The sequence below is a fragment of the Geomonas limicola genome (assembly GCF_014193675.1).
Classification (GTDB): Bacteria; Desulfobacterota; Desulfuromonadia; order Geobacterales; family Geobacteraceae; genus Geomonas; species Geomonas limicola.
Window position 1 is genome coordinate 326,997 of the sequence record NZ_BLXZ01000001.1, and the last position, 17,768, is coordinate 344,764.

The window sequence follows — 17,768 nt, forward strand, 5'->3', positions numbered from 1 at the left end:
TTCTGATTCATCAGGAATTTCTATTACCGTATTTCATGATAACAGGCAAGCGGCATTTACTGCCAGCCTGAAGCGCTAACCCCTATCTTAGGGCGGGGTTACTCTTCCTCCGACGGGCACACCTCGTCCATGAGCTTGCAGGCGGTCTCCCACCAGATCGGCTCAACCCGCACGAACGCCTCGACCACGTCCGGGTCGAAGAGGCTCCCCTTGCCGGCCACGATGATATCAACCGCAACCTGGTGCGGTATCGGCTCCTTGTAGACCCGCCGCGAAATAAGGGCGTCGTAGGTGTCAGCGATGGCCATGACGCGCCCCGCCCAAGGGATCTCCTCCCCCTTGAGCCCCTGCGGATAGCCGGACCCATCCCAGCGGTCGTGGTGCGAATAGGCGAGGTCCTTGGCAAAGGCGAGCAGTTGGTCACCCCGCATCCCGGCGCGCTCCTCGGCGCGGGCGATGGTATCCCGCCCGTAGGCCGTGTGCCTTTTGACCTCCTCGTACTCCTCTGCACTGAAGGGGGTGGTCTTGTGCAAGAGGTGATCGGGGAGCCCGACCTTGCCGATGTCGTGCAGCGGGGCGAGTTTGGCGAGGAGCTCGATGGTCTCCGGATCGAGCAGCGCCCGGTAACGCGGTGCGTTTCTGAGTTCCTCGCAGAGTACCGTCAGGTAGCGCTGGGTGCGCAGGATGTGGGCGCCGGTCTCGGTATCCCGGATCTCGGTGAGTGCGGAGAGCGAGGTCATGATGAACTCCCGGGTCGCCGCAAGGTCGCGCGTCTGCCCGAGCTCGCGACGCTCTCCGAAGAAGAGCCGCACGGGGAGTGCTGCACAGAGGGCACCGCCCAACGCACAAAGTGGCAGAACCGGAGAGAGGAAAAGGCCGTGGGCCTGATAGATCGCCCCGGCGCCGAACCAGGCGCCCAGGCCCGCCAGCGAGCTGAGGAGGGTCGCCGCCAGGATCGGGATCCAGGCTCCTGCCAGGCTCCCCAGGGTGCCGGCCACCAGCGTCGCCAGCGGACGGAATAGCCAGGGTGCTCCCCGCGCAACGTCGCCGTTCAACAGGTTCTCCACGGCGATGGCGTGCACCTGGACCCCGGAGAGCAGCGCATCTGTCTGAACCGGCGTGGTGATCGTCTCCCCCATCCCGGTCGCCGTCGCGCCGACCAGCACCAGCTTCCCCCTGAGCGTGTCCGGCGCCAGGGTACCGTCCAAAAGCCCCCGCGCAGAGACCGGTTGTCGTACCCCCTGCCAGCCCCGGTAACGCAGGAGCAGCCGCCCCCGCTCGTCCAGCGGGATCTGCCGCGCACCGACCCGAAGCTGCACGTCGCCCAGCCAGCTTGCGCTCAGTACCGGTTCCGTGAGCGCCGGGTCGGCCCGCAAGAGCGTTGCCAGCGCGAGGCTCGGGTAGACCCGATCGGCCTGGCGGATCAGTACCGGCATGCGGCGCAGGACCCCTTCGGACTCGAAGGAGGCGTTCAGGAATCCGGAACGGGCCACGCTCCGGGTGAACTCGGGGCGGCTGGTCAGCGCGCCGCGTGCATCCCAGAGACCGGACAGGGGATCCGCTCCGCCGGGAGCGGTGAGCGAGGCGAGGCTTAGGTGCTGGGGTGGCTGCCGGGTATTGGAGCGGCGCTCCTTCGGGTCGAAAGACATCTCGTAGCCAAGAACGAAGGGGCCCGAGCGCAGGGCACGCTCCAGCGCAAGGTCACCCTCCGCCCCGGCCCCCTCCGGTTCGGCAAAGATGATGTCGATGCCGACACTCGCCGGGCGCTGGGCGGCGATCCGTTCCAGGAGTTCCGCCACCCGGGTGCGCGGCCAGGGCCAGCGTCCGTAGCGCGCCAACGTGGCGTCGTCAAGGGCAACCACTACCGGGAGTTGCTGACCGGCAGGCGCTTGCTCGTTGCGAATGAGGTGATCCTGAAACCGGCCGTCCAGGTTATCGACCCAGGAGAGCTTCACCAGGGATACCAGGGTGAGGAGCAGGGTCAGGGCGAGTCCCGCGGCAAGAGCGGCCGGCTTGCCGCCGGGATAGCGGGCGCGCCAGCCGGTGGAGGGGGAGTTGCGGGGGATATCGCTGTGGGATCTGGCTGCCACCGTTACAACCTCCGGCTAGCGGATGGTGATCTCGGCCCGCCGGTTGCGGGGTTCCGGGGTCTCATCGGGTGTCTTTACCTGCGGGTCGTTCTTGCCGCGCGATGCCGCATCCACCCGCACCGGAGCTGCTCCGAGCGCGGCGAGCCTTTCGGCTACCGCCGTCGCCCGCCTGAGGCCGAGGTTGTAGTTGTACTCCAGGGTTCCTACCGTATCGGCATGACCTTCCACGGATACCTCGGCGGGGCGCCGGGCGTTCACCGCGCGGGCAATCTCGGGGAGGAGCTGTTCAGACTCGGGCAGGAGTTGGGCGGAACCGAACTCGAAGTAGAGGAGGTAGTGCAGGGGAGGCTGCGGCAGGGAGGCCATGAGCCCGCCGTACTGCTGGCGCACGGAAGCAGGGTCAAGTTGCACCGGCGGGCTCGGCTCGCGGTGTGTTCCCTCCACCTCGACCGACTGGAAAGGCCTGGTCAGGCGTTCGTCCCCCTGCCGGTTTTGGATAATCACTTCGCCGGCAGGATGGTTCTCTTCCGGAAGGAGGATAAATGATGCCTTGGGTCCCGCGCAACCACCGCTGACAACCAGGAAAAAGAAGAGGAACAGATGGAGTTGGCGGGGGAGCGGATTCATGGCTCGACTCGCGCAATGAGGTGGGTGCCGCGTATGCCCAGGGTGGCCACCGGCGTTTCGATGTGCACGGACCCGGGCGAGAGCTTGGAGATCTTTCCGGAGAGGTACTCGATGAGGCCCCGGCTGAGCCGCAGCACCATCGCGAAGGCGCCTCGAGCAGGATCGAAGGTAAACCGCTCGATGCTGATGCGGCTCGAAGAACCCAGGGACAGCAGGGTATCGTCGCTCAGGATGACGCCCAGGGAGCCTTGGGCTCCGGTCATGAGGACATCACCCTCCCTGAGGCCCGCGCCCGGAGTGGCTCCCAACCGCTGCCCGTCGCGGATGATGAATGCTTCGCCGTCGGCGGATTTCACCAGCCCGACATGCGGCCGGTCCGCTGCTTGGAGCAGGCCGGTGCTCGCCAGGAGGGCTATCAATAAAAGGAATATGGTGCGCATCGGTTTTGCCCTGCTGCTGCATTAGGACCATTCGGACTACGTTCGTCTTTAATGTAACGCTTTTGGCACGGGCAACGCTAGACCTTTTCAGGAAGGCTGGATCTGCCCACGGAGACACGGAGGGCACGGAGAACAATCGAAAGGGACAACCGGGGAACCGAGGATCAAGGAGGACCAGCTTCCGGCTAGCCTGAGGTGGCAGTTTCCCCCCTCCCCCTGGCCCTCTCCCGCAAGGGGAGAAGGGACGTTTCACCGAGGGACAACGGTTAGAGAACCGGCTCAGGCGGATACGAAGTAGACGTCGGTCACCTTGAACTTGCAGTTGCGCAGGAAACGGGCCCGCACCTTGAGACCGATCGAGACCTCTTCGGGAGCCGCACCGACCAGGCGGGAAAGAAAGAGGGTGTCGACGCCGGTGAACTCCACCAGGATGAGGGTGTAGGGAGTCTCTTTCAGGAAACTTTCGCTTCCGTAGTAACAGGTGGTGTAGGTGTGCACCCGCCCCTCGTGGGGAAGCTCGCACCAGGTCGTGGCGCTTCCGCACTCCATGCAGTGACCGCGCGGCGTTGCATACCGCCTGCCGCACCCCTGGCAGTGACTCCCCATGAGTTTGCCGCGTGCCAGCCCTGCGAAGAAGGGGGAATCCTGCGCGTAGCTGTGCCGATAATCGATCTCGTAGTGGTCCTTGATGACGATGGGGTCGGTATTGAAGAGGACGGTCCCCTCTTCGCTCTCGGGGAGCTTGGCGCGCGGATCCATGTCACACCCTCTCCATGATGGTTACGGTGATGGTGGTGCCGGTGCCTGCATGGCTGTGGATCAGCCCGCGGCGCGGCTCGGGGAGTTGCAGCATGGAGTTCCCCAGGTGTTTAGCCAGGCTCCCCTGCAACTGCCAGAAGGCGAACACCGCCTGCATGAGCCCGGTGGCGCCGATGGGATGGCCGCAGGCCAAAAGTCCTCCGGAGGGGTTGACCGGGACGGGGCGCCACTGCTCGGAGCCGGAAAACTTGAGACCGTAGTTGAGGTTGGGGAGAAAGCTCGCGCCGGAATCGATGTAACTCCCCCCCTCGCCGTAGCGGCAGAGCCCCAGGTCCTCGCAGGTCTGGATCTCGGACGAGGTGAAGGCATCGTGCAACTCGACGAAATCAAGGTCGGTACCGGGATCGGTGATCCCCGCCATCCGGTAGGCGCTCCTTGCCGCCATCCGCCCGCCGCGGAAGGAGTGCACGCCCGGAAAACGCAACCCCTCGTAGTCCTCAGGATTTTCGTGCGGCAAGATGAGCACCTCGCTGTGCGGGCGATCTGCCAGGCGCATGGCGTCGGAACCGCTGCCGATGCCGGTGATGCGCACCGGGGTGCCGCCCAGCGCCGAGGCGGCCTCCTCGGAAGCCAGAATAGCCACCGCGGCGCCGTCGGACATGGTGCAGCAGTCCAGCACGGTAAGCGGCGTGGCAACCATGGGGGCGGAGCGCACCTCGTCGACGGTGAGCATGGCGGGGCTTTGGGCGAACGGGTTGTGCAGGGCGTTGCCGTGGTTCTTCACCGCGACCTTGGCCATCTGCTCGACCGTGGTGCCGAACTCGTGCATGTGACGCCGGACCATCATCGCGTAGTAGCCGGTGTAGAAGCCGCCCAAGGGGTAGTCGAAGTTGGTGTCGGAAGCGAGGGCGATGAATTCGTTCCCCTTCCAGGTGTTCACCCGGCTCATGGTCTCGAATCCCATGGCGAGGCAGACCTCGTGGCGCCCTGAGGCAACCGCCTCCCAGGCGGACTGGAAGCAGATGCCGCCGGTGGCACCGCCACCCTCGACGCGCCGGGAGGGTTTCGGGTTGAGCCCCAGGTAATCCTGCACCATGGCGCCAGCCATAACCTGCCGGGTGAAGTGATCCGAGAAATAGGAGCAGACGCTGCCGTCGATCGTTTCGGGGGTGAGGCCGGGAAGGTCGGCCAGGGCGTAATCGTAGGCCTCGCGCACCATGAGCCGGAAATCCTTGTGCGGCTGGGCCTTGACGAACTTGGTGATGCCACCGGAGATCATGTACACCGGCCTCATGACGGACACTCCTCACGCAAGAGGTGGCGGGCGATAATCAGGCGCTGGATCTCGCTGGTCCCCTCCCCTATCTCGCAGAGTTTGGCCTCACGGAAATAGCGCTCGACCTCGAAGGAGCGGGTGTAGCCGTGACCGCCGTGGATCTGTACGGCCTTCAGTGCGGCGCGCATGGCGCTCTCCGAGGCGAACAGCTTGGCCATAGAGGCCTCGGCGCTGAAGGGGCGACCGGCGTCGCGCAGGCGGGCAGCGCGCTGCAATAAAAGCCGCGCGGCGTCCAGTTCGGTCGCCTGGTCGGCGAGCATCCACTGGATTCCCTCGAATTCTGCCAGAGGCTGCCCGAAGGCGTTACGCTTGCGGGCATAGACCAGGGACGCTTCCAGGCAGGCCTGCCCAATGCCGATGGACATGGCCGCCATGCCGAGCCGTCCAAGATCCAGCACCTGCATGGCCTGGTGAAAGCCCTGGTCCGGGCTGCCGATCAGGGCAGCTTCGGGAAGCCGGACCTCTTTGAAAAAGAGGGGAACGGTATCGGAGGAGCGAAAGCCGAGCTTGTCGAGGTTTTTGCCGTGGCTGAGGCCGTTAGTGTCGGAGGGGACGATGAAGGCGGCAATCGCCCTGTCGCAATCGGCGAGATCCCCCGTCCGTGCCATCACTACCAAGGTCCGGGCCCGGGAGCCGTTGGTGATGAAGTACTTGTTACCGTCCAGGCGCCAGCCGCCGGCATCCCGGAGCGCCACGGTCTGGATCCCTCCGGCGTCGCTCCCCGCACCCGGCTCGCTGAGCGCCCAGGCCCCGATCCCCTCGCCCCGCAGGAGCGGCTCGAGAGCCCGCACCTGCTGCTCCTCGCGGCCAAAGGCCGCCAGATGGCTCAGGCAAAGGGTGTGGGCCAAGAGGGTGATGGTTAAGGAGGCGTCGACCCGGGCCAGCTCCTCTACGGCCACCAGGTAGCTCACCATGTCGCGCCCTCCTCCGCCGTACCGGGTCGGGAACGGGAGGCTGAAGATACCCATCCGCTGCAGTTGCTGCACGAGCTTTTCGGGAAACTCCCCGCTCGCGTCGCGCTGCGCCGCCCCGGGACGCACCTCGACTTCGGCAAAGGAGCGCACCCGCTCCCTTAGTGCCAGCTGCTCCCCGTCGAGTTCCCACGCTGTGTCAGGCATGGTGCGGCACGCTCGAAAGGACTTCCCGCAATCCGGAGATGCATTTCTCCAGTTCGGTCAGGTCCGCCTCGATGGTCTGGATATCATCCCCCATGCGCAGTTTCCGAGCCGCCTGCTGCACCATCCCGATATGAATCCCGATGGTCTCGTTCACCCTCGAACTTTCCAATCGTGTCATCGCGGTCCTCCTTTTAGCGCACGGGCTGACCCGCTAGTTCTTGGCCCCGCCACCGAGTGCGGAGCGCACCGTTTTGAGGGTATCCAGGTTCTTCTGCATGGCGCTCAGATGCTTCTCCATGTCGGTAATGGCGCCGCCCAGTTTGGCTACCGTGCCGATGGTGCCGCCGCTTTCCGAGGCGCGCTTCATGACGTCGCTGCCGATCTCGCCCAGGTCGGCCTCGGCGCGTTGCGGGGCAACCGACCCGCAGAGATACCCCGCGCTAAAGACGGCGGTGAGGACAACGACGCGAACCAGGTTCCAGGTTGTACTGTTGGGCATGGGACACCTCCTTTGCTCATGATTCCTCAGTGAATACCGGTAAAGCCGTGCAGCGGAACCCCCTCGCCGCAGCGGGACGGACAGGTTGAGGGAGCAGGCGCCGCATCGTTCTCGATGATGGCTTCCCCCTGGGCCGTCCCGACGGCATCAGGCTCAGGCCCGGCAGCATGGCGTGCCCTTGCAGTGGTTTAAGGTCGGGGGAAGCCGGCTCGCGCAAACGTCCCCCTTCCCAAGGCACGTTTTCAGACGCCAAGACACGGGGTTTTGATCAGGTACGGGATGCTATCAGGCGGTGAAACGGGAGATCAGCTCCTGGCACGCCCTCTCGCAGTTCTGGCAGGCATTGCGGCAGATGCGGCAGTGGGCGTGCATCTCTGCATGGTTGCCGCACTCCTCGGCACAGACGCGGTAGGCGGTCACGCAAGCTTCCAGTTGAGAACGCACCAGTTGCGCGTTGAACTGGGTCTGGCGCCCCAGAACCCGGGCGGTAGCTTGGCAGATGTCGGCGCAGTCCAGGTTCAACCTGATACACCGGGTCAGGTTCTGGACCATCTGCTCGCCCAGGCAGGCGTCTGCGCAGGAGGTGCAGACCACGGTGCAGTCCCAAAGGGCCTCGATGCATTGGGTGAGTCCGGAGATTTCAACGGCGGGGCGCTGGGGGTGAGTACTCAACATCTCTTGTGTCTTCATGGGTATTCTCCTTGTTGGCGAGGGCCAGGTCATTGGGTCAGAAAACATTGGAGTATGCTAACACAGGCGACCGGATGCGCAATGAATGGATGTCAACCAGTGGGAGGCTGGCCTCTTGAAACGGTTGGCACTTTTTTCGCGCCGACGGCTTTTCACCCACCGTATTGCGCCTATACTGTACCCGTTATAATTTCCTAACCTTTTCTTTGGAGGCGTGCATGGCAAAAATCGTGTGGATAGTCGGCGGCGGTCTCTGCCTGCTGCTCGCCTCGGCAGTCGCCACGGCGTGGGCCGAAGAGGGTAAAGAACTCTTTCAGGGCAAGTGTTCCAGCTGCCACAGCATCGGCGCCGGCCCGGGCGTCGGTCCGGATCTCAAGGGGGTGACCGCACGGCGTTCCGCCGAGTGGCTGGTCCGGATCATCACGGAGCCGAACAAACTGACGGCAGAGAAGGACCCGACCCAGACCGCGCTGGTGAAACAGTTCGGCATGGAGATGCCGAACCTGGGGGTGAACCGGGAAGATGCCCAGAGGATCGTTGCGTTTCTGGGAGGGGTGGCAGCACCTGCTGCGGCCGGTGCCCCCGAAGGCGCTGCAGGAGCCGGCAGCGGTGCCGAGACACCGACCGCCGCGCCACCACCCGCTCCCGTAGTTCCCACTCCGGCGCTGCTAACCAAGGGCCGAGCCCTATTTACCGGGGCGGCCCGTTTCGCAAAAGGTGGCGCCCCCTGCGTTTCCTGCCACCGGTTGCGCTATCCCGGCATCGAGGGGGGAACGCTGGCCGCCGACCTCACCGACATCTACACCAACATGGGTGACGCCGGTGTACGCGGGGTACTGCAGAGTCTCAGCTTTCCGGTCATGAAGCGGGTCTATGCCGATCGCCCGCTGGCCGAAGGTGAAGCCGAGCCTCTAATCGCGCTCTTCAAGGACGCCTCGGCACGACATGCCCAGGCCTCCAACAGCTACCCCTTTATCGGGCTGGGCTTTTTCGTCCTGTTCATCGTGGCCGCCATCGTCATCAGGAGGAGGATCAGATAATGTCGTCAGACCGCTTCAAGGACGAAGAGTGCCGCGGCAGGTGCGGCTGGGAGGAGTTTTACCGGAACCGCGCCCAGTACGACAAGGTGGTGCGCAGTATCCACGGGGTGAACTGCACCGGAAGCTGCAGTTGGATGGTCCACGTGAAGGACGGCATCGTCGCCTGGGAACTGCAGGCCACCGACTATCCCCAATTCAATGCGGAGATCCCGAACACCGAGCCGCGCGGCTGCGCACGGGGCATCAGCTTCTCGTGGTACCTGTACAGTCCGCTCCGGGTGAAGTATCCCTACGTGCGCGGGGCCCTCTTGGACCGCTGGGAGGAGGCCAAGGGGCGCAATCCGGACCCGGTGCTCGCCTGGCAGAGCATGGTGGAGGACCCGCAGGCACGCGCGTCCTGGACCGAGCGGCGCGGCATGGGTGGCTTTAGGCGCGCCAGCTGGGAGACGGTCGAGGAGATCATGGCCGCTTCCACGGTCTATACCGTAAAGAAATACGGCCCGGACCGGGTGATCGGCTTCTCTCCCATCCCGGCCATGTCCATGATCAGCTACGCGGCGGGGACCCGGTTCCTGTCGCTTTTGGGTGGTGTGGCGCTGAGCTTCTACGACTGGTACTGCGACCTGCCCCCCGCCTCGCCGCAGGTCTGGGGCGAACAGACCGACGTGCACGAGTCGGCCGACTGGTACAACGCAAGCTACATCGTGGTGAGCGGCTCCAACGTCCCGATGACCCGCTCCCCCGATACCCACTTCCTCTCCGAGGTCCGCTACCGCGGCGCCAAGGTGGTGGTGATGTCGCCGGACTACTCGATGGCAAGTAAATTCGCCGACAACTGGCTCCCGGTGGCACAGGGGCAAGATGGCGCCTTCTGGATGGCGCTTTGCCACGTGATCCTGAAAGAGTACTACGTCGACCGCCAGGTCCCCTTCTTCACCGACTACGTCTCGCGCTACTCGGACCTCCCCTTCCTGGTGAAGCTCCAGCCGGGCGAGGAAAACGGTAGCTACCTCGCCGGGGAATTCCTGCGCGCCGAAGAGCTTGAGCGCGGGGCCGGCCTGGAGAACGCCGCCTGGATCCTCTGCATGGCAGACCGCTCAGGCCAGGTGCGTATCCCCAAGGGGAGCATCGGATCGCGCTGGAGCGAAAAGAAGGGGGACTGGAATCTCGACCTGGTGGACCTGGTGGACGGCGCTCCCATCGATCCGGCCCTCAGTTTTCTGGGAGGCGAGACTGCACCGGTCCTGTTCCGCTTCGCCGGAAGCGCGGACGCCGTCCGTTCGGTACCGGTACACCGGGTGGCAACCGTCGCAGGCGATACCCTGGTCACCACGGTGTTCGACCTGTTGCTCGCCCAGTTCGGCGTCTCGCGCGGCCTTCCCGGCGACTACCCGGCCGACTACGACGCCGACCTCCCCTTCACGCCCAAGTGGCAGGAGAAGTACAGCGCCCTGAGCGCCGAGACCGTGATCACCATGGCCAGGGAGTGGGCCGAGAACGGCATCGACAGCGGCGGCCGCAACCTGATAATCATCGGCTCGGGGGTGAACCACTGGTACCACAACGACCTTCTGTACCGCGCGGCGATTACCGCCCTCATCCTCACCGGGAGCGTGGGAAGAAACGGCGGAGGGTTGGCGCACTACGTGGGACAGGAAAAGGTGGCGCCCTTCGCCTCCTGGATGGCGCTCGCCATTGCCTACGACTGGGTGAAACCGATGCGGCAGCAAAGTGCCCCCAATTTCTATTACCTGCACAGCGACCAGTGGCGCTACGACCGCCCCATCGGCGACTACTTTCCCGGCGAGTTGGGACCTGAGTTCCCGCAGCACCTGGCCGACCTGAACGCCAAGGCGGTCCGGATGGGGTGGTACCCGTTCGCGCCCCACTTCAACCAATCGACCCTGGCGCTCATGCGCGAGGCCCAGGCCCAGGGGTGCCGCAGCGACGAGGAGATCAAGACCTGGCTTGCCCAACGCTTGAAAGCGGGAACGACGAAGTTTGCCAGCGACGACCCGGACGACCCGGTCAACTTCCCGAGACTCTGGTTCATCTGGCGCGGCAACGCCATCGCGGCGAGCGCCAAGGGGCACGAGTACTTTTTAAAGCACCTGTTGGGAACCACCAACAGCTCGGTGAGTGCCAGCGAGGCCGCCAAGGGAAAGGTTAACGACGTGCGCTGGCACGAAGAGGCGCCCACCGGCAAGGTCGACCTGGTGGTCGATCTCAACTTCCGGATGGACACCTCTGCCGTCTACTCGGACATCGTGCTCCCCTCCGCCACCTGGTACGAGAAGAGCGACCTGAACACCACCGACCTGCACTCCTTCGTGAACTGCATGGACGCCGCGGTGCCACCGGTATGGGAGTCGCGGACCGACTGGAAGATCTTCACGAACCTGGCCCGCAAGGTGAGCGAGCTTTCGGAAGAGCACCTCCCCGAGCCGGTGAAGGACGTCATCGCCCACGCGCTTTCCCACGACTCGCCGGCCGAGATCTCCCAGCGCACGGTCTGCGACTGGAAGCTCGGCGAATGCGAACCGGTGCCGGGGAAAACCATGCCGCAGCTCTCCATCGTGGAAAGGGACTACCCGAAGCTCTACCAGCGCTACCTGTCGCTGGGCCCCAAGATGACCCGACTGGGCGCCCACGGCATCAGCTACGACACGAGCGACGTCTGCGAGAGCCTGGCGCGACAGCTCCCGACCCGCAGCTGGCAGGGGGAGCGCTACGTCGACCTCTCTGACGAGCGGGTGGTGGCGGACGTGATCCTTTCGCTTGCGCCGGAGACCAACGGCGAACTCGCCCGGCGGGCCTACCAGAACCTGGGCGAGCGGGTCGGCAAGCCGCTGGAGGAGTTGGCCCGGGGCTCGGAAAACTTCCGGCTCTACTGGGAGGACATCGTCAAGAAGCCACGCCGGGTGATCAACTCCCCGGTCTGGAGCGGCCTGGTGAACGGCGGGCGCTGCTACGCCCCGTTCGTCCTGAACGTCGAGCACGGCGTCCCCTGGCGCACCCTCTCGGGGCGGCAGTCGGTCTACCTGGACCACCCCTACTACGCGCTGTTCCACGAGGGGCTCCCCACCTTCAAGGGGAAACTGGATCCGGCCATGCTGGACGAGACCCAGGGGGAGACCGGGCTCATCCTCAACTACCTGACGCCGCACGGCAAGTGGAGCATCCACACCACCTATCGCGACAACCTGAAGATGCTCACCCTGTCGCGCGGCGGCGTGGAGCTCTGGGTGAACGACCAGGACGCCGCCGGCGCCGGGATCGAGGACAACGAGCCGGTCGAGGCCTACAACTCAAACGGCGTGGTGACCTGCCGTGCCATCGTCTCCTCGCGCATCCCGCGTGGGGCCTGCATCCTCTACCACGCTACGGAGCGGACCGTGGACATGAAAAAATCGCGCAAGACCGGCAAGGTGGGCGGGGTGCACAACAGCCTGACCCGGATCAGGCTTAAGCCGACGCTCTTGGTCGGGGCCTACGCGCAGTTAAGCTACAACTTCAACTACTGGGGCGCCACCGGGGTGAACCGCGACTGCTACGTGGTGGTCAGAAAGCTAAAGGGGTGAGGCATGGATGTCAGAGCTCAGATCGTGATGGCGTTTCACCTGGACAAGTGCATCGGCTGCCACACCTGCTCGCTTGCCTGCAAGAACATCTGGAGCGACCGGCGCGGCACCGAGTACATGTGGTGGAACAACGTGGAGACCAGGCCCGGTGTGGGATATCCCAAGCGCTGGGAGGACCAGGAGCGTTTCCGGGGGGGGTGGAAAATCGACGGCAAGAAGGTGACGCTGAAGTCGATGCCCAAGGGGCGCACGCTGGCGAACCTGTTTTTCCAGCCCAACCTGCCGCGCATCGAGGACTACTACGAGCCCTTCGACTTCGACTACGGGAACCTGGCAGGCGCGCCGGAAGGTAACGACCAGCCGGTAGCCGGAGCCCTCTCCCAGGTCTCAGGGGAGCCGATCGAACAGATCAAGGGGAGCGCCAACTGGGACGACGACCTCGGTGGCTCTACCCTCTACGCCGAGTGGGACCCAAACCTCCCCAATCGCGAGCTGGTGCAGAAGTTCGACACCATCTTCATGCAGTACCTGCCGCGCATCTGCAACCACTGCCTGCACCCCTCCTGCGTCGCCTCCTGCCCGTCCCGCGCCCTGTACAAGCGCGGCGAGGACGGCGTGGTGCTGGTGGACCAGAACACCTGCCGGGGGTGGCGTTTCTGCGTGAGCGCCTGCCCCTACAAGAAGGTCTACTTCAACTGGAAAAGCGGCAAGGCCGAGAAGTGCATCTTCTGCTATCCGCGCGTGGAGACCGGACAGGTGAACGCCTGTGCGCAGAGTTGCGTAGGGAGGATCCGCTTCGTCGGTGTCGTGCTCTACGACGCCGACCTGGTGGAAGCGGCACTCTTGAAGAAGGACGCCGAATTGGTGGAGGCGATGCGCGGCCTCATCATGGACCCGCACGACCCGCAGGTGCAGCAATCGGCCGCGCGTAACGGCGTGAGCATGCAGTGGCTCGATGCCGCCAAGAATTCGCCCATCTATGCCCTGGTGAAAAAGTTCCGGGTCGCCCTCCCCTTGCATCCCGAGTTCCGCACCCTGCCGATGACCTGGTACATCCCGTCGCTTGCACCGGTCCTCTCCGTCTTGGGCGACACGCACCGGCTCCTGGACCAGGGGATCATCCCCAAGGTCGAGAACCTGCGGGTGCCGGTCCAATACCTGGCGCGTCTTCTGGCCGGCGGCAATGGGGCGGTGGTCGAGGAGGTCATGCAGAAGCTCCTTGCGCTTCGGACCTTCATGCGCGGCGAGAACCTGGGGAAACCCGCGGACCCGGAGGTCCTCAGCCGGGCCGGGCTGGACCGGGAGGCGGCGCTGCAGCTCTACCGGCTCTTCACCACCGCCGGGTTCAACGAAAGAAACGTGATTCCGCCGCAGCAGCGCGAAGACCAGGCACCCGAGTTGCGCAGGAAGGAGGCGGGCTTCGGGATCCTGACCCGGGTAAAAAGCGAGCGGACCGATCTCACGCAGCGGGGAGGCAAGGATGACTAGCGCAGAGAGTTACCAAGCACTTGGCGAGCTCTTCGCCTACCCGCTGGAGCTTGCCCGGGTGCGCGCCTGCCTGAACAAGGTGGCAGCCGGTATCGAGGAAAACGGAGCCGAGAAACCGCTGCAGCCGTTCGCGACCTTTCTCGAAGATGTAAACCTGGGGCGCCTCCAGGAGAATTACGTCGCGACCTTCGATTTCGACCCGGCCCGCGCGCCGTACCTCGGTCACCACCTTTTCGAGGACCACGAAAAGCGCGCCGCCTTCATGATCAGTGTGCGACAGCTCTTCGCACGGCACGGGTTTACCCCGCGGGGGTGCGAGCTTCCCGACCACCTGTCGGTGCTGCTGGAATTTTTGGCCCACCTGGGGCGGAGCGCGGTGCCCGAGGTGCGGCGCAGCGTGGCCGCCGAACAGGTGCTGCCGGGGGTCAAGAAGCTCGTGGCGCGTGCCGAATTTCGGGACTCCCCCTGGTACTCCCTGGTACGCGCCGCCGAACTCATCCTCGAGGCCGATACTCAGGAGGTGGAACCATGCTGAATACGCTCATCTTCGTGGCGCTCCCCTACGTGGCACTGGCGCTCCTCTTCGGCGTCAGCATCAGCCGTTACCTGACCAACCGGCTCACCTGGTCGGCCTATTCCACGGAACTTCTGGAGAGGAACCTGCTCTACTGGGGGTCCAATCCCTGGCACTACGGGATCATCCCGCTTTTGTTCGCGCACCTCATCCCGGTTATCTTTGCCACGGCGGTAGCTCTGCTGCTCGGCAACCAGGCAACGCTTCTCATCCTGGAGGGGATCGCTCTCGGTTTGGGGCTGCTGGCGCTGCTGGGGATCCTGCTGCTCTTGTTGCGCCGGGTCAACTCGTCCATCCTCAAGCGGGCCACCTATTTCTCCGACTGGCTCATTCTCATCCTGCTCCTGGTGCAGACCGGCACCGGCGTCTACATGTCGGCCTTTTTGCGCTGGGGATCGTTGTGGTACCTGCACGCGGCGGTTCCCTACTTCAGATCCATCTGGTACTGCAACCCGCAGGTCGAGTACCTGGCGGATTTCCCCCCAGTCGTGAAACTGCACGTTGCCTGCGCCATGGTGATCCTGGCCGTACTCCCTTTCACCAAGCTGGTGCACCTGCTCTACCTACCCATCGATTTCCTGAAGGATGCCCCTATTTTGTACCGCTGGCGAGGCGGGCGCGTGGCAAAAAGGGAGTTTTAGAGCCCATGATTCGCGCCGTCACGTCGGGTTCCCCTCTCCCCCCCACCCCTTGCGGGAGGGGGTCAAGGGGGGTGGGGGAAGCTGCTGCAACGCAGGGCCGCCGGTTTACGCGATGACAGACGACATCGGCGCATGGCAGCCCCCTCACCCCAGCCCTCTCCCGGAGGGCGAGGGGGAGTTTGGTCTAGGGCGGTAACGGTTCTGTACTCAAGGAAGCGAGGAGCATGAAATGGCGTCACGCGAATTAAAAGACTGGGACCCGGAAGACGAAACGTTCTGGAGAAACGAAGGGAAGGCCATCGCCAGCCGCAACCTCTGGATTTCCATCCCCTGCCTCTTTCTCTCCTTTGCCGTCTGGATGGTCTGGAGCGTGGTGGTGGTGAACCTGGAAGCGGTGGGTTTTGGGTTCGATGCCGACAAGCTCTTCTGGCTGGCCGCCCTCCCCGGCCTCTCCGGCGCGACCCTCAGGATCTTCTACGCCTTCATGGTCCCCATCTTCGGAGGCCGCACCTGGACCACCCTCACCACTGCATCGCTTTTGATCCCTGCGGTGGGTATCGGCTTCGCGGTGCGCGACCCGCATACCAGCTACGGCGTCATGCTTCTCCTGGCGCTGCTTTGCGGTTTGGGGGGTGGCAACTTCGCCTCCAGCATGTCCAACATAAGTTTCTTCTTTCCCAAGTCCCAAAAAGGGATCGCCCTCGGCCTCAACGCCGGTCTCGGCAACCTGGGGGTGAGCGCCATGCAGTTCCTGGTGCCGCTGGTGATCACCACCTCTATGTTCAGCCACCTCTGCGGGGATCCCCAGATCTGCATCGTCAAAGGGGAACAGCGCACGGTGTGGATGCAAAACGCCGGGTTCGTCTGGGTCCCCTTCATCATTGCCGCAGCGCTGGCCGCCTGGTTCGGCATGCACAACCTGGCCAACGCCCGCGCCTCGTTCCGGGAACAGGCGGTGATCTTTAGACGCAAGCACAACTGGATCATGTGCTGGCTCTACCTGGGAACCTTCGGCTCCTTCATCGGCTACTCGGCCGGCCTGCCACTGCTCATCAAGGCGGAATTCCCGGGGGTGAACCCGGTGCAGTACGCTTTTCTGGGACCGCTGGTCGGTGCGGCGCTGCGCCCGCTCGGGGGATGGATGGCGGACCGGTTGGGAGGCGCCCGGGTCACCTTCTGGAATTTCATCGCCATGGCCGTTTCGGTGTTCGGGGTGCTCCACTATCTGCCCCAGCAGGGTTCTCCCGGTAACTTCGCCGGTTTTCTCGCCATGTTCATCCTGATCTTCGTCACCACCGGGATCGGCAACGGTTCCACCTTCCGGATGATCCCCATCATCTTCCTGACCGAACAGCAGCGCAAAGCCGCGGGCCTAGGTGCCGAGGCTGAACGGGCGGCGACCGCGACGGCAGCCAAGGAAGCTGCCGCAGTCCTCGGGTTCAGTTCGGCCTTCGCCGCCTACGGAGCCTTCTTCATCCCGAAAGGTTTCGGCAGTTCCCTCACCCTCACCGGTTCGCCGGCAGCCGCCCTCTACGGGTTTGTCGCCTTCTACCTGAGTTGCATGGTACTCACCTGGTACTTCTACTCCCGCAAGAACGCTCCCATGCCCTGTTGATCGCCACGGCCTGCGCGCTCAGCACAAGGTCCGCAAAGAGTTTCGCTTTCTTGACCTGGATCATCATCGGAATCGCCATTGGTGCTAGGATAGACCTTGAAGCGACGCATGGACTGGGGAGGTACCCTTCCCAGCTGTGTGCGCACCAGGGACCGCCTTTTGAGCGGATCCCCCAACGGTGAAGGAGACTATTACCATGACAGATACAGTACGCAGGGATAACGAAACGGTGGGTGAACTGGTAGCTCGGGATTATCGCACCGCGCAGGTCTTCGAGAAACACGGCATCGATTTCTGCTGCGGCGGCAACGTGGAGATCGCCGCGGTCTGTCGGGAAAAGGGGATCGACCAGGACCGCCTGCAGCAGGAACTGGCGGAGGCGACCTCGACGCCGGTCGAGCGCAGCCAGAACTACGGAAGCTGGGAGCTGCCGTTCCTCGCCGACTACATCGTCAACACGCACCACGCCTACCTGAAAGAGAACACCGCCCGCATCGTAGGGTACGCGAACAAGATCGCCGAGGTACACGGCCCCCACCATCCGGAGGTGATCGAGATCGCCAAAATCTTCCGGAAGATCGCCACCGACCTGGGTGCCCACCTGCGCGAGGAGGAAAACGTCCTCTTTCCGGCTATCAGAAGGCTAACTGAACTTGCCAAGGGAGGCTCGGTAGAAAACGCCCAGGAGGTTGCCGCTCTGAAGAAATCCTTAAGCACGCTCATCCATGAACACGACGAGATCGGCGCCGCCATCCACGCCATCAGGGACCTGGCCCACGGGTACCAGATTCCCGACGACGTCTGCCCGACCTTTGCCACGACCTACCGGATGCTCGAGGAGTTCGAGGACGACCTGCACAAGCACGTACACCTGGAAAATAACATCCTCTTTCCCAAAGCAGGCAAGATCTAGCTGCGGGAGCAGGGTAACCGATACGATAGGACGACCCGACCAGTGCACGCGCGGCGACACCACGTGACGTTTCTCTGCTGGTTCGGGGGCCGAGACAACCTGGAGATTCAAGAACAAGGGTCCAACCCCAAGGGAAGGACCCTTTGTCGTAGCTGTACTGCCACAATTTGCTCGGCTACCAAAGTACCTCCCGGCGCAGTGGCTCCGAACGCCTGGCCTGCCCCTTTTTGCCTACCGACCATTTCACTTCCCGCCGGATTCGACCAGTGACCACTCAAGAGAAACATCACGCTCCAAGGCACCTCGCAGATAAAACGCTAACCTTTTTCTGGTACCGGCCGATACTACCATAAAGCA

Annotated in this window: 16 protein-coding genes; 7 read left to right on the forward strand and 9 right to left on the reverse strand. The window is 64.0% G+C overall.

Features of this window, described 5'->3' with window-relative positions; translation table 11 throughout:
• Positions 1-98: 98 nt before the first annotated feature.
• From H7688_RS01320 to H7688_RS01360, 9 genes are all read right to left on the reverse strand, one after another.
• Positions 99-2,090 carry a CHASE2 domain-containing protein gene (locus H7688_RS01320; RefSeq protein WP_183359221.1) on the reverse strand — a complete coding sequence of 664 codons (1,992 nt, stop codon included), beginning with the start codon at positions 2,088-2,090 and terminating at the stop codon, positions 99-101.
• 15 nt (positions 2,091-2,105) lie between these two features.
• Positions 2,106-2,717 carry an OmpA family protein gene (locus H7688_RS01325; RefSeq protein WP_183359222.1) on the reverse strand — a complete coding sequence of 204 codons (612 nt, stop codon included), beginning with the start codon at positions 2,715-2,717 and terminating at the stop codon, positions 2,106-2,108.
• Entirely contained in the window at positions 2,714-3,157 is a 444-nt protein-coding gene (locus H7688_RS01330) for a FecR family protein (protein WP_183359223.1), read from the reverse strand. The genes H7688_RS01325 and H7688_RS01330 overlap by 4 nt, the downstream gene beginning before the upstream one ends.
• Before the next feature lie 279 nt (positions 3,158-3,436).
• Positions 3,437-3,916, reverse strand: coding sequence for a Zn-ribbon domain-containing OB-fold protein (locus H7688_RS01335; RefSeq protein ID WP_183359224.1), 480 nt, complete (start codon positions 3,914-3,916; stop codon positions 3,437-3,439).
• Position 3,917: 1 nt separating this feature from the next.
• Positions 3,918-5,210, reverse strand: coding sequence for a thiolase C-terminal domain-containing protein (locus H7688_RS01340; RefSeq protein ID WP_183359225.1), 1,293 nt, complete (start codon positions 5,208-5,210; stop codon positions 3,918-3,920).
• Positions 5,207-6,370 carry an acyl-CoA dehydrogenase family protein gene (locus tag H7688_RS01345; protein WP_183359226.1) on the reverse strand — a complete coding sequence of 388 codons (1,164 nt, stop codon included), beginning with the start codon at positions 6,368-6,370 and terminating at the stop codon, positions 5,207-5,209. Before H7688_RS01345 ends, H7688_RS01340 begins: the two co-directional genes overlap by 4 nt.
• The gene (locus tag H7688_RS01350) at positions 6,363-6,548 is read right to left on the reverse strand and encodes a hypothetical protein (RefSeq protein ID WP_183359227.1); all 186 of its coding nucleotides are present in this window, start codon (positions 6,546-6,548) and stop codon (positions 6,363-6,365) included. The genes H7688_RS01345 and H7688_RS01350 overlap by 8 nt, the downstream gene beginning before the upstream one ends.
• A gap of 33 nt (positions 6,549-6,581) precedes the next feature.
• Complete coding sequence (locus tag H7688_RS01355) at positions 6,582-6,869, reverse strand: hypothetical protein (RefSeq protein WP_183359228.1); 288 nt, start codon at positions 6,867-6,869, stop codon at positions 6,582-6,584.
• 285 nt (positions 6,870-7,154) lie between these two features.
• A complete protein-coding gene (locus H7688_RS01360; RefSeq protein ID WP_183359229.1) occupies positions 7,155-7,559 on the reverse strand; it encodes a four-helix bundle copper-binding protein in 405 nt (134 codons plus the stop codon).
• A gap of 218 nt (positions 7,560-7,777) precedes the next feature.
• Here H7688_RS01360 and H7688_RS01365 point away from each other — a divergent pair, with 218 nt between their 5' ends.
• The 7 genes from H7688_RS01365 to ric all read left to right on the forward strand — a co-directional run bounded on the left by H7688_RS01365 (position 7,778) and on the right by ric (position 17,411).
• Positions 7,778-8,599, forward strand: a complete 822-nt coding sequence (locus tag H7688_RS01365; RefSeq protein ID WP_183359230.1) for a c-type cytochrome — start codon at positions 7,778-7,780, stop codon at positions 8,597-8,599.
• Complete coding sequence (locus tag H7688_RS01370) at positions 8,599-12,180, forward strand: nitrate reductase subunit alpha (protein WP_183359231.1); 3,582 nt, start codon at positions 8,599-8,601, stop codon at positions 12,178-12,180. Before H7688_RS01365 ends, H7688_RS01370 begins: the two co-directional genes overlap by 1 nt.
• Positions 12,181-12,183: 3 nt before the next feature.
• Positions 12,184-13,668, forward strand: a complete 1,485-nt coding sequence (gene narH / locus H7688_RS01375; protein WP_183359232.1) for a nitrate reductase subunit beta — start codon at positions 12,184-12,186, stop codon at positions 13,666-13,668.
• A complete protein-coding gene (narJ, locus tag H7688_RS01380) occupies positions 13,661-14,203 on the forward strand; it encodes a nitrate reductase molybdenum cofactor assembly chaperone (RefSeq protein ID WP_183359233.1) in 543 nt (180 codons plus the stop codon). The genes narH and narJ overlap by 8 nt, the downstream gene beginning before the upstream one ends.
• Entirely contained in the window at positions 14,197-14,883 is a 687-nt protein-coding gene (locus H7688_RS01385) for a respiratory nitrate reductase subunit gamma (RefSeq protein ID WP_183359234.1), read from the forward strand. Before narJ ends, H7688_RS01385 begins: the two co-directional genes overlap by 7 nt.
• A gap of 229 nt (positions 14,884-15,112) precedes the next feature.
• The gene (locus tag H7688_RS01390; protein ID WP_183359235.1) at positions 15,113-16,498 is read left to right on the forward strand and encodes a NarK family nitrate/nitrite MFS transporter; all 1,386 of its coding nucleotides are present in this window, start codon (positions 15,113-15,115) and stop codon (positions 16,496-16,498) included.
• A 196-nt stretch (positions 16,499-16,694) separates the two neighbouring features.
• Positions 16,695-17,411, forward strand: coding sequence for an iron-sulfur cluster repair di-iron protein (ric, locus tag H7688_RS01395; RefSeq protein WP_183359236.1), 717 nt, complete (start codon positions 16,695-16,697; stop codon positions 17,409-17,411).
• Positions 17,412-17,768: the final 357 nt, after the last annotated feature.